This is a genomic window from Altererythrobacter sp. H2 (assembly GCF_035319885.1).
GTDB lineage: Bacteria > Pseudomonadota > Alphaproteobacteria > Sphingomonadales > Sphingomonadaceae > 34-65-8.
The window spans coordinates 554452-566046 of the sequence record NZ_CP141285.1 but is presented as its reverse complement, the minus strand read 5'-3'; the positions used below and the strand labels follow the sequence as shown (position 1 = coordinate 566046).

General features: G+C 64.4%; 10 protein-coding genes and 2 pseudogenes. 8 read left to right on the top strand and 4 right to left on the bottom strand.

Annotation, left to right across the window (positions count from 1 at the left end; all coding sequences use genetic code 11):
- Nucleotides 1–16: 16 nt before the first annotated feature.
- Nucleotides 17–913, bottom strand: coding sequence for a LysR family transcriptional regulator (locus U4960_RS02790; protein ID WP_324262091.1), 897 nt, complete (start codon nucleotides 911–913; stop codon nucleotides 17–19).
- A 142-nt stretch (nucleotides 914–1055) separates the two neighbouring features.
- On the opposite strand from U4960_RS02790, the gene U4960_RS02785 reads away from it, so the two are divergent.
- From U4960_RS02785 to U4960_RS02750, 8 genes and pseudogenes are all read left to right on the top strand, one after another.
- The gene (locus U4960_RS02785) at nucleotides 1056–2183 is read left to right on the top strand and encodes an ABC transporter substrate-binding protein (RefSeq protein ID WP_324262090.1); all 1128 of its coding nucleotides are present in this window, start codon (nucleotides 1056–1058) and stop codon (nucleotides 2181–2183) included.
- Between the two features lie 87 nt (nucleotides 2184–2270).
- On the top strand, nucleotides 2271–3179 hold the full coding sequence (locus U4960_RS02780; protein ID WP_324262089.1) for an ABC transporter permease: 909 nt from the start codon (nucleotides 2271–2273) through the stop codon (nucleotides 3177–3179).
- The gene (locus tag U4960_RS02775) at nucleotides 3179–4027 is read left to right on the top strand and encodes an ABC transporter permease (RefSeq protein ID WP_324262088.1); all 849 of its coding nucleotides are present in this window, start codon (nucleotides 3179–3181) and stop codon (nucleotides 4025–4027) included. The genes U4960_RS02780 and U4960_RS02775 overlap by 1 nt, the downstream gene beginning before the upstream one ends.
- The gene (locus U4960_RS02770; RefSeq protein WP_324262087.1) at nucleotides 4024–5151 is read left to right on the top strand and encodes an ABC transporter ATP-binding protein; all 1128 of its coding nucleotides are present in this window, start codon (nucleotides 4024–4026) and stop codon (nucleotides 5149–5151) included. The genes U4960_RS02775 and U4960_RS02770 overlap by 4 nt, the downstream gene beginning before the upstream one ends.
- Before the next feature lie 39 nt (nucleotides 5152–5190).
- A complete protein-coding gene (locus tag U4960_RS02765; protein WP_324262086.1) occupies nucleotides 5191–6621 on the top strand; it encodes a gamma-aminobutyraldehyde dehydrogenase in 1431 nt (476 codons plus the stop codon).
- A 2-nt stretch (nucleotides 6622–6623) separates the two neighbouring features.
- Nucleotides 6624–7373, top strand: coding sequence for a gamma-glutamyl-gamma-aminobutyrate hydrolase family protein (locus U4960_RS02760; protein ID WP_324262085.1), 750 nt, complete (start codon nucleotides 6624–6626; stop codon nucleotides 7371–7373).
- Between the two features lie 189 nt (nucleotides 7374–7562).
- Nucleotides 7563–8954, top strand: a complete 1392-nt coding sequence (locus tag U4960_RS02755) for an aspartate aminotransferase family protein (protein WP_324262084.1) — start codon at nucleotides 7563–7565, stop codon at nucleotides 8952–8954.
- Between the two features lie 5 nt (nucleotides 8955–8959).
- Nucleotides 8960–9661, top strand: a pseudogene (locus tag U4960_RS02750) (arginase family protein); the annotation flags it as partial.
- A gap of 60 nt (nucleotides 9662–9721) precedes the next feature.
- Here U4960_RS02750 and U4960_RS16095 read toward each other — a convergent pair.
- From U4960_RS16095 to U4960_RS02740, 3 genes and pseudogenes are all read right to left on the bottom strand, one after another.
- A pseudogene (locus U4960_RS16095) lies at nucleotides 9722–10195 on the bottom strand (CHC2 zinc finger domain-containing protein); the annotation flags it as partial.
- A 188-nt stretch (nucleotides 10196–10383) separates the two neighbouring features.
- A complete protein-coding gene (locus U4960_RS02745; protein ID WP_324262083.1) occupies nucleotides 10384–10563 on the bottom strand; it encodes a helix-turn-helix domain-containing protein in 180 nt (59 codons plus the stop codon).
- Nucleotides 10564–10711: 148 nt separating this feature from the next.
- The gene (locus U4960_RS02740) at nucleotides 10712–11461 is read right to left on the bottom strand and encodes a hypothetical protein (protein WP_324262082.1); all 750 of its coding nucleotides are present in this window, start codon (nucleotides 11459–11461) and stop codon (nucleotides 10712–10714) included.
- Nucleotides 11462–11595 lie beyond the last annotated feature (134 nt).

Genomic DNA, 11595 nt, shown 5'->3' with positions numbered 1-11595 from the left:
TGCGAAACTGCGGCCCTTACCGCCGCTGTTCCTGCACCGCTTCCATGAACAGCGTTGCCGGTTCGCTGTGGCGGGTGAGCCGCCTCCAGGCGACGCCGATGTCGACCGTCGGCAGCGCCTCGCGCGGGCGCTTGGCGATGATCCGGTCGCCGTCGAGGCTCCACGGGCGGTAGACCAGCTGCGGCAGGATGGTGATCCCCGCCCCGGTGCCGACCAGGCTGCGCACCCCCTCCATCGAGCTGGTGCGGTAGGCGATCTGGGGGGGATGGCTGAACTTGGACCAGATACCCTCGATCAGCCCCTCCATCTCGTCGAGCGCAAGGGCGATAACCGGCTCATTTTCCAGGTCGGACAGGCTCAGCACGTCCACTTCCGAGAGCGGGTGCCAGGGGGCCAGCCATGCGCGGCAGTCTGACCGCAGCAGCACCTCGTAGTCGATCGCGGCTGTCTGGACGAGGTTGGAGACGATCAGCACCGCCAGGTCGATCTCGCCGCCAACCAGCAGGTGCTCGATATAGTCGCGCTTGTCCTCGACAATCGTGACGGTGATCTGCGGGAACATGCGGCGGAAACGGGAAAGGATGTCGGACAGGAAATAGCCGGTCACCACCGGGGTCACCCCGATCCGGACTGATCCGGTCGCGGTGGCCTGCTCGTGCCCCACTCCGCCGGCGAGGTCCGCCACCGCGCCGATGATCGAGCGGGCATGGCGCAGGAACTTGTGCCCTTCGCGCGTCAGGGTCACGCCCTTGGGGTGGCGGTAGAACAGCTTGACCCCGGTTTCGAACTCCAGCGTGCGGATCGCGTCGGTCACCGCCGACTGGGAAATCCCCACGGCGGTCGAGCCTGCCGAAACCGAGCGCGCCTCCGCCACCGCGATGAAGTAGCGAATCTGGCGGAAAGTGATGTTCATCGGTTTTTCCGATAGCTGCCGGTACGAAATATATGCTGGATTAGAGCGCGGGGGAAGTGCTTCATGTTGCGCTGGGAGACGGATTCGACGCAACCGCCGCAAGGTGGCCCTTCGGGGCTGCGCAAACATCTGGGGGATTTCCATGAGCAAATTCGATTCGACCGGGATTGATCTGAGCCGGGGACTGGGACGGCAACTGGGCCGCCGCACTTTGCTCCAGGGCATGGGCGTGGCCGCGATCGGCATCACCGTGACCGGACTTGGCGCCTGCACAAAGGAAGCCGAAACCGCCTCCACCGGAGAAGCTGCCGAGCTCAACTTCTACAACTGGGATACCTACATCGGCGAAACCACGCTCGACGATTTCAAGGAAGCGAGCGGCATTTCGGTCAAGATGGACCTGTTCGACAGCAATGACGTGCTGTTTGCCAAGTTCCGCGCCGGTAACCCTGGCTATGACGTGATCGTGCCCTCGAATGACTTCGTCGAACGGATGATCCAGGCCGGGATGCTGATGGAGCTCGATCAGGCCCAGATACCCAACCTGAAGAACATCGACCCGACCTTCATCGATGTCGATTACGATCCAGGCCGCAAGTACTCGATTCCCTACACCTGGCTGACGCTGGGCATCGGCTACCGCAAGTCCAAGGTACCGACCCCGCCTGACAGCTGGAAGGTGCTGTTCGATTCCGACGAATACGCGGGCCGAATTGCCGTGCTGAGCGAGGCCGGCGACATGTTCCGCCTCCACGCCAAGTACCTCGGCAAGTCGGTCAACGACCTTACGCCCGACGATATCAAGACGATCGAGGCGATGATGGTCAAGCAGAAGCCGTTCATCAAGAAGTTCCACGAGGACGACGGGCAGGACCTGCTGCTCAAGGGCGATGTCGACCTGGTGCTGGAATACAACGGCGACATCGCGCAGGCGATGGTCGAGGATGACGACATCGGCTTCGTCATTCCCAAGGAAGGCAGCCAGCTCAATTCGGACAATCTGTGCATCCCCACGGATGCCCCGCACCCGAAGAACGCACACGCCTTCATCAACTACCTGCTTGATGCAGAAGCGGGCAAGAAAATCACCGAGACGATCCTCTACCCCACGCCAAACACTGCGGCAAAGGCGCTGATGCCGGCCGACTATGGCAGCAACCCGGTGATCTTCCCGCCGGCCGACGTGCTGGCGAAGTGCGAATATGCCAAGTTCAACCCCGAGCTCCAGCCGCTCTATGAAGAGGCGTTCACCCGCATCCGCGCGTCCTGATCGTCCCTGGTCGGGGACATGAAACAGTAATCGTGGGACGGGTCGGCATTCTGCCCGGCAGATGCCGACCCGGTGGCGGAGGCGCGCGTGGCTGAGCAGGACTGGAAGGACAACAGACAGGCATTCTGGGCGGTTTCCGCCACACCGCTGCTGTGGGTGGCGCTTTTCTTCCTCGTCCCGATGAGCTTCGTCTGGCTCTATAGCTTCGGCAGCAACGTCGGCCTGGCCGAGATCGAGATTTCCGGCACGCTCGACAACTACAAGCGCGCCACCGAATGGCTCTACATCTCGATTTTCCTCAAGAGCTTCGCCGTCGCTGCCCTGGTGACCGTGATCTGCCTGATCATCGGTTTCCCGGTCGCCATGGCGCTGACCTTCGCGTCCGAGAAATGGCGCCCCTGGCTCCTGCTCGGGATCATGCTGCCGTTCTGGACCAACCTCCTGATCCGCACTTATGCGCTGATGATGCTGCTCGGCACCCAGGGCTATGCCAACAAGACGCTGGGCTGGCTGTGGGACGGGGCGAGCTGGCTGAAGGTGCTGGTCGGTCTCCAGCCGCTGCCCACGTGGGAGCCAGTCCAGCTGCTGTACAACAATTTCGCGGTCGTGCTGGGGCTGGTCTATGTCCACCTGCCGTTCATGGTCCTGCCGCTCTATTCGGCGCTGGACCGGCTCGACAAGAGCCTGATCGAAGCGAGCCTCGATCTCGGCGCGGGGCACCTGCGCACCCTGATGAAGGTGGTCCTGCCGCTGGCCATGCCGGGCGTGATCGCCGGGGTGATGATCACCCTGATCCCCGCCCTCGGCGCCTACCTGACACCTGACCTGATGGGCGGGACCGACAGCCAGATGATCGCCAACGTGATCGAACGCCAGTTCAAGCGTGCCAATGACTGGCCGTTCGGTGCGGCGCTCAGTTTCCTGCTGATCTACGCCATGTTCGTGCTGATCGCGCTGCAGAGCCTGCGGCGGCCAAAGGGCGGGGAGGCACGCTGATGGGCCTGCTCACCCGCACCCCGCGCGCGCCGCTGGAATACACCCGCACCCTGTGGATGCGGCTGTGGGTCGGCAGCGTGCTGGTGTTCCTTTACGCGCCGCTGCTGGTGCTGATGATCTTCAGCTTCAACGATTCCAAGCGCAACGTGGTGTGGCGCGGCTTCACCACCAAGTACTACGAAAAGGCGCTGAACAACGACACGCTGGTCGAGGCGCTGATCAACTCGCTGACCATCGCCGCGCTTGCCACTGCTTTCAGCCTGGTCATCGGGGCGATGGCGGCGGTCATGCTGTGGCGGTTCCGCTTCCGGCTGAAGGGGGTGGTCGATGGCACCATTTCCTTGCCGATCATCGTGCCGGAAATCTGCCTGGGCGTCGCGATGCTGATCTTCTTTGCCTGGGTCGACTGGCCGTCCAACCTGGTCTGGCCGCTGAACCTGTCGGCCATCACCATCGCCCACATCACCTTCTGTTTCCCGTTCGTGACCATGGTGGTGCGGGCGCGGCTTGCGAGCTTCAACAAGGAAGAGGAAGAGGCCGCGAAAGACCTCGGGGCGAGCGAGTGGCAGGCCTTCCGTGACGTGCTGCTGCCGCACATGCGCCCGGCGCTGGTGGCAGGCGCCCTGCTCGCCTTCACCCTCAGCCTCGACGATTTCGTGATCACTTTCTTCACCGCCGGGCCGGACACGATCACCTTCCCGGTCAAGGTCTATTCGATGGTCCGTTTCTCGGTCACACCGGAGGTCAAGGCCGCCTCGACCCTGCTGATCGTTCTGACCGTCGTCCTCACCGCCATCGCGCTCAAGGTGCAGGGCGCCCGCAACCTGACTGTGAGCCACCATTCATGAGCGACAAAAGCCCGATTATCGAGATCCGCAACGTTTCCAAGCGGTTCGGCAAGGTCACCGCGGTCGACAAAGTCAGCCTCGACATTCTGGCGGGGGAATTCTTCGTCCTGCTCGGCCCCTCCGGGTGCGGCAAGACCACCCTGCTGCGAATGATCGCCGGGTTCGAAATGCCGAGTGAGGGCCAGATCCTGATCGACGGGCAGGACATGGCCCGGGTCCCGCCCAATCGCCGCCCGGTCAACATGGTATTCCAGAGCTACGCCGTGTTCCCGCACATGTCGGTGGCCGACAACGTCGCCTACGGGCTGAAGATCGCCGGGGTCGGCCGGGCCGAGCGTGACGAGCGGGTGCGCGAAGCGCTCGATCTGGTCAAGCTGGGCGGTTTCGAGGAGCGCAAGCCGGATCAGATGTCGGGTGGCCAGCGCCAGCGCGTGGCGCTGGCACGCAGCCTGGTGATGCGGCCCAAGGTCCTGCTGCTCGATGAACCGCTCTCCGCGCTCGACGCCAAGCTGCGGGCGCAGATGCAGTTTGAGCTGGCCGACCTGCAGGACCAGGTCGGAATCACCTTCGTCACCGTGACCCACGACCAGGACGAGGCGTTGTCGATGGCCTGCCGCATAGCCGTGATCAACAAGGGCGATATCGCACAGCTGGCTACCCCGTCGGACCTCTACGAATACCCGGCCAACCGGTTCGTGGCCGATTTCGTCGGATCGGTGAACCTGTTCGAAGGCAAGCTGATCATCGATGAACCCGATCGTGCGGCGGTCGACTGCGCAGGCGTGGGCAAGATCTACCTCAACCACGGCGTCACCGGCCCGCACGGGGCAGACGTGTGGGTCGCGCTGCGGCCGGAGAAAATCTATCTGCACGTGCCCGGCCAGGGCAAGGCCGTGCAATCAGCTGCACAGGACGCGCCCGAAGGGCACAACTTTGCCCGCGGGCGCATTACCGGGATGAGCTATCTTGGTGACATAACCCTGTTCGATATCAAGCTGGACGACGGGGCGACCATCAGGGTCTCCCGCCCCAACCTGTCGCGGCACGACCAGGAAGACTTCGAATGGAATGACCGGGTATCGATGCATTGGCGTGCTGACAGCCCGGTGGTGTTGCTGTCTTAAAGGCAAGAGCCGGGGCCTGGACTGACAAGGGAACGCAGGATGCTTTACACGCAGGGACAGTTCATTGCCGGCCAGTGGTCGGCGGGCGAGGAAGCGCCCGAGGTCGCGTACAACCCGGCAACGGGTGAGGAGCTGGCCAGCCTCGCCAGTGCCAGCCGCAACCAGGTCGATGCCGCCGTCGCAGCGGCGAAGATGGCCTATCCCGTGTGGTCGCGCATGGCGCCCAAGGAGCGATCGCTGCGGATGCTGCGGATTGCCGACCGGCTTGAGCAGCGAGCAGGCGAATTTGCCGACGTGGAAATGCGCAATTGCGGCAAGCCGATCGGCACTGCCCGCGCAGTCGATGTCGGCAACACGATCGATGTGTTCCGCTTCTTTGCCGGGGCCGCGCGCACGGTCCACGGGGTGCCGGCGGGAGAATACCGGCCCGGCTTCACCTCCATGCTGCGGCGCGACCCGCTTGGCGTATGCGTCGGCATCGCGCCGTGGAACTACCCGCTGATGATGGCCAGCTGGAAGATCGCGCCAGTGATCGCGGCAGGGAACACGGTGGTACTCAAGCCGTCCGAGCATACCCCGCTGAGCGCGCTCATGCTGGCCGAAGTCTGCGCCGAGTTCCTGCCCGAAGGGGTGGTCAACGTGGTGACCGGCAACGGGCCGAACGTCGGCGCGCGGCTGGTCGCGCACCCTGACGTCCGCATGGTCTCGCTGACCGGTGATGTCGCCACCGGGCGCAAGATCATGGAAGCGGTCGCGCCGACCATCAAGAGGACCCATTTCGAGCTGGGCGGCAAGGCCCCGGTAATCGTTCTGGCAGACGCCGATATTCCCGCCGCAGTCGAGGCGATTGCCGAAGGCGGTTACTACAACGCCGGGCAGGACTGCACCGCCGCCTGCCGGGTCTATGCCCATGCCGCGATCCATGACCGGCTGGTGGCAGAGCTTGAGGCCGCCATTGGCAAGATCACCATCGGCAATCCGGAAGAGCCGGGCACGGTGCTGGGCCCCCTGATCACAGCCCGCCAGCGCGACCGGGTGGACGGCTTTGTCGCCCGCGCGGTGGCCGATACCCCGGCCGAAATCGTGACCGGCGGAACCCGGCCTGACCGGCCCGGCTTCTACTACGCCCCCACCCTGATCGCGGGCGCGCGCCACCAGGACGAGATCGTGCAGAAGGAAGTGTTCGGCCCGGTGGTCTCGGTCACCCGGTTCAACGACGATGCGCAGGTGCTGGGCTGGGCCAACGATTCCGCTTACGGGCTCGCCAGTTCCGTATGGACCCAGGATGTGGGCAAGGCCGCTACCTTTGCCTCCCAGCTCGAATACGGGGTGACCTGGATCAACACCCATTCGGTCAACGTGACCGAGATGCCGCACGGCGGGGTCAAGATGTCCGGCTATGGTTCGGACCTGTCGGTCTACTGCCTCGAGCATTACACCGTCGCCCGCCACGTGATGATCCGGCACTGAGCATGGCGAGCCGGCCCGTCCTTGGCGTGATCTGCTGCCAGCGCACTGTCGGCAACGAGCCCGCGCAGGCGGTGATGGAGCGCTATATCCGCGCCGCCATGCGCTATGCCGATGTCGCAGCCTTGCTGATCCCCTCGCTGCCCGACCTGATGAGTGCCGCCGAAGTGGCACCCCGGCTCGACGGCGTGCTGCTGACAGGCACCCCCTCCAATGTCGCGCCGCGCCGCTATGGGGAGGAATTCGGGGCCAAAGAAGAGGGGGGCCCGTTCGACGAGGGTCGGGACGAAGTCGCACTGGCCATGGTCAGCAGAATGATCGAGGCCGCCAAGCCGGTGTTCGGCATCTGCCGGGGCTTCCAGGAAATCAACGTTGCGCTCGGCGGTACGCTACGGCGCGATGCCAGCGCCAGCGACGACCTGATCCGCCACCACGCGCCTGACGATGTTCCGTTCGAGGCCATGTTCGACCACCGCCACCCGGTCATGCTGGAAAGCGGCGGGGTGCTCGCCTCGGCCTACGGCAAGCCGGCGCTGGAGGTGAACTCGGTCCACTATCAGGGCATCGCACGGCTGGCAGACGGTCTACGCGTGGAAGCCCTTGCGCCTGACGGGCTGGTCGAGGCCTACAGCGCCCGGCCCAATGGCGCCCCGCTGCTGGCAGTCCAGTGGCACCCCGAATGGGGCACGGAAAACGATACCGACAGCCAGACCTATTTCGCCCTACTCGGGAAAGCACTAAGAGGCGAGGCATGAACACCCGCGTGACCCGCTACAACCGCTATCAGGCCCGGATCGGCTTCTCGCCCTGAAGCGGCGCTGCCACCGGGTGCCCTCCTCCGTTCGTGTCGAGCGCAGTCGAGACACCCGCATCAGCTCTGCTGCCCACGCCTCTCGACTACGCTGGAGGCGAACGGATGAAGTTATGAAGGAGTTCACCCCCACATGCCCCGCAACTACGACATCGCCGAACTGAAGCGCCTCGACATCGCTCACCACCTGCCCGCGCAGGCCGACTGGCAGGAGATCGAGGACCTCGGCGGCAGCCGCATCGTCACCCATGCCGAGGGGTGCTACATCCACGATGGCGACGGCAACCGCATCCTCGACGGGATGGCCGGGCTGTGGTGCGTCAATGTCGGCTATGGCCGCGACGAGCTGGCCGAAGTGGCGCGCGAGCAGATGCTGGAGCTGCCGTACTATAACAGCTTCTTCAAGACCGCGAACCCGCCTGCGGTAATGCTGGCCGACAAGATTGCCAGCCTGACCGGCAACCGCCTGCCGCACGTGTTCTTCAACAGCTCGGGCTCGGAGGCCAACGACACGATCCTGCGGCTGGTCCGCCATTACTGGCAGGTCAAGGGCGAGACCAGCCGCACCGTGTTCATCAGCCGCCACAATGCCTACCACGGCAGCACCGTCGCCGGGGTGAGCATGGGCGGGATGAAGGCGATGCACGGACAGGGCTTCCCTGCACCCGGCGTCCTGCCGCTGGCCGGGATCGAACACGTGCGCCAACCCTACTGGTACAACGAGGGACGGGACATGAGCCCGGAGGACTTCGGCACTGCCTGTGCGCAGGCGATCGAGGACAAGATTCTCGAGGTCGGCCCGGAAAACGTCGCCGCCTTTATCGGCGAGCCGGTGCAGGGCGCGGGCGGCGTGATCATCCCGCCGGCCAATTACTGGCCCCAAGTGGAAGCAATCTGCCGCAAGTACGGCATCCTGCTGGTGTGTGACGAGGTGATCTGCGGGTTCGGGCGGACCGGCAACATGTGGGGCCACGAGACCATGGGCGTCTTCCCCGACATCATCGCCATGGCGAAAGGGCTGTCCTCCGGATACCTGCCGATCAGCGCGGTCGCGGTCAGCGCGGAGATCGTCAAGGTGATGAAGACCGGCGGCGATTTCGTTCACGGCTACACCTATTCCGGGCACCCCGTCGCCTCGGCGGTCGCTCTGCGCAACATCGAGATCATGGAGCGCGAGGGGCTGGTCGAGCGGACCCGCAATGAAACCGGGCCGCACCTCGCCCGGGCACTCGCAACCCTGGCCGATCACCCGCTGGTGGGCGAGGCGCGCTCGATTGGCCTTCTGGGCGCGGTCGAGATCGTGGCGGACAGGGCCACCGGCGGGCGTTTCGGCGGCAAGGAAGGCACCGCCGGGCCAATGGTGCGTGACCACTGCATTGCCAACGGGCTGATGGTTCGGGGAATCCGCGATTCCATCGTCATGTGCCCGCCGCTGATCATCTCCACCGCGCAGATCGATGACATGGTGGCGATCATCCGCAAGTCGCTCGACGAGGCTAGCCCCAAGCTCCGGGCCATCGGCTGACCGCCATGACCGATCCGGGCGCAACCCAGCCAGTCGACCTTGCCTTCACCCGCCCCGGCGGACGCGATGGAACCATAGCCGAGCCGACCTTCTCCGGAGCGATGAGTTTCATGCGCCGCCGCTACACCAAGTCGCTCGAAGGCGCGGACGTGGCGGTGGTCGGCATTCCGTTCGACCTCGCGACCACCGGCAGGCCGGGCGCGCGCTACGGCCCGCGCGCGGTCCGTAGCGGCTCAGCGATGATCGCATGGGACGCCGTGTGGGGCTGGCCATTTGACCCGTTCGAGCGGCTCTCCGTGGTCGATCACGGCGATATTGCCGTGCCTTATGGCACTCCGCGCGACGTAGTCAGCGCGATCGAGCAGGCTTTCCGACCGATCCACCAGGCCAGGGTCGCCACCTTGATGCTCGGCGGGGACCACTTCTGCACATATCCGGTCTTGCGTTCGCTCGCTGCCAGCTTGGGGCAGCCGCTGGCTCTGATCCATTTCGATGCCCACAGCGACACCTGGCCCGGGGGAGAGAACGAAATCGATCACGGGACCATGTTCTGGCATGCGGTGCGCGAGGGCGTGATTGACCCCGGCCATTCGATCCAGCTCGGCATCCGCACCAACAATGCCGATACGCTCGGTCTTACCGTGCTGACAGCGGACGATGTGGACGTGATGCCGGCGGAGATCATTGCCGAAGCCGTCCGCAAGGTCGTGGGTACCCGTGACCTCCCCATCCGGGGCACGAACCGCACAGACAAGGCACGGCCTTACCCCCATCTTACCGTAAGGAAGCCCCAGGAAGCCCAGCGCGGCTGGATAGGGGGGATCGATGCCCCGCCACCGCAGATAGGCCTCAGCGAGCGTCCCTGCCGCCGGAATGGCCGCCTGCCAGATCGCCAGCGCCTCGCCTGCGCGGTCCGGTTCCCCCTGTTCCGGTTCCGCAGGCGTTCCCGCCGGGCCATGGGGCGACCTTGGGGTCGGCAGGTTCCCGGCCCCCAGCATCTCCGCAGCGCCGGGCAGGTCCAGCCCATAGGCCCGCTGGACGAAATCCAGCACGTCCCCCGATGCTCCGCACCCGAAACAGTGGAAGCGCCGCCCACGGTCAAACACGGTGAAGCTGGGGGACCGATCGGCATGGAAGGGGCAGCAGCCCAGCCAATCCTTTCCGGCTGGGCGCAACTTGACCAGCCGGGCCGCCACTTGCGGAAGCGGGTGCGCCGCGCGCACTGCGTTGAAATCGATCATCGCGCGCCCCCGTCAAACACGGCTGCCGCCAGCATCACGGCCAGCTCGGGCCGAACGGCATGGGCCATCACCAGGAATTGCGCCCGCTGGGCTTCAAGGCTAAGGGAACGGTGCGAAAGGCCCGCAAAGCTATCGCAACGAACCCCGGCGGCTCCACCCGCCGGGGTTTGCTCTTTCCGGCCCATCGCTCAGGCCTCCCCATCGATCAGGGCGCGCAAGCTGGCCGCCGGGATCAGGGTGCGCTTGCCGACCTTGCGGGCTTCAAGACGGCCCTCGCCGATCAGCTGGTAAAGCCGGGTCTTGCCCAGCGAGGATACGCGGCAGGCCTCGCTGACAGAATAGGCGAGAGGTTCGGGATTGCATTGCATTGTAGTGCCTCCGTCCGTTTGGGAACGGGGCCGATCGTAGGTAAGCGCTTGGGTTGCGTTACCGCCGTCAGCCACCGCTCAGTGACGGGGCCATTCTGCAACGTTCGCTGCCGAGAGCCTGCCAGCAACTGCCAGTAATTGCCGCTTATCAGGCCACCTGGCGATTGTTGGCAGCTAGCAATTTCAATGTGTTGATCTCTTGCACAACGCGCTTTCCGTAGGTCCGCAGTTGGCTGTTCTCGGGGCATTCCCCCCCATTGCCAATAAACCAGTCTCCCAGTTGCCGGGCAATATCCGATTGATTCGGCTCTGTGCCATCAGCGCGGTGCAGACCGTCAGCGGAGAAATGGGCCAAGGCAGCTAAGTGAGCCAGCGCCCCGTCCCAATCCCACCTGCGGGGCGCGCCAGGGCCTCCCCGCGTAGCCGTTATTGCCTGACTTATGGCCGACGGTTCGTTGACTAGCGGCAATCCGGCACGTTCAAACCGCACGGCATGGGCATAGCCCGCGACGTATTGACGATCTTGGAGGCACTCGACCGTGAAATCGCCGGATAGCCAATCCTGATGCTCTGGCATGCGAAACCGCCTTACATACGCCCAGAAGTCCTTGGGAATGATACCGCTCTTGTCAGCAAACGGAACGTAGCCTTGGTCGCAGAACAATTCGTATTGCTCGCAGCGCGCCAAGAGCGTCCCCGTTGCCAAACGCCTCAGCATCGCATCGATCGCATCCGCCCTTATCCGCGATAGGAAATAGTGCTGATCAGGATGCTTCACTATAGACGCCTCCGCGTATGCGTCGGCGACTTCTTTCAGCGCAACAGCGCACGGCAAGAATACAGGCTCACCCAGGTGTTGCGATCCTTGCGGCTTTTTGTTCGAATGACTCCGGTCCATTTGAAAAATGATAGGCCGCGAACGGTCACGGACAAGGCCGACCGGTGGAGGAAGCCGATTCCTTGGGGACAACACCCCTTTTGTCCCCCATGTTTCGATGCAAAAATAGGTGGTGCACACCGATTCGCATTTGC

Bases quoted from the DNA above. Each gene is read 5' to 3' on its own strand.
- U4960_RS02790 (WP_324262091.1), bottom strand. From the start codon at position 913: ATGAACATCACTTTCCGCCAGATTCGCTACTTCATCGCGGTGGCGGAG.
- U4960_RS02785 (WP_324262090.1), top strand. From the start codon at position 1,056: ATGAGCAAATTCGATTCGACCGGGATTGATCTGAGCCGGGGACTGGGA.
- U4960_RS02775 (WP_324262088.1), top strand. From the start codon at position 3,179: ATGGGCCTGCTCACCCGCACCCCGCGCGCGCCGCTGGAATACACCCGC.
- U4960_RS02770 (WP_324262087.1), top strand. From the start codon at position 4,024: ATGAGCGACAAAAGCCCGATTATCGAGATCCGCAACGTTTCCAAGCGG.
- U4960_RS02765 (WP_324262086.1), top strand. From the start codon at position 5,191: ATGCTTTACACGCAGGGACAGTTCATTGCCGGCCAGTGGTCGGCGGGC.
- U4960_RS02760 (WP_324262085.1), top strand. From the start codon at position 6,624: ATGGCGAGCCGGCCCGTCCTTGGCGTGATCTGCTGCCAGCGCACTGTC.
- U4960_RS02755 (WP_324262084.1), top strand. From the start codon at position 7,563: ATGCCCCGCAACTACGACATCGCCGAACTGAAGCGCCTCGACATCGCT.
- U4960_RS02745 (WP_324262083.1), bottom strand. From the start codon at position 10,563: ATGCAATGCAATCCCGAACCTCTCGCCTATTCTGTCAGCGAGGCCTGC.
- U4960_RS02740 (WP_324262082.1), bottom strand. From the start codon at position 11,461: ATGGACCGGAGTCATTCGAACAAAAAGCCGCAAGGATCGCAACACCTG.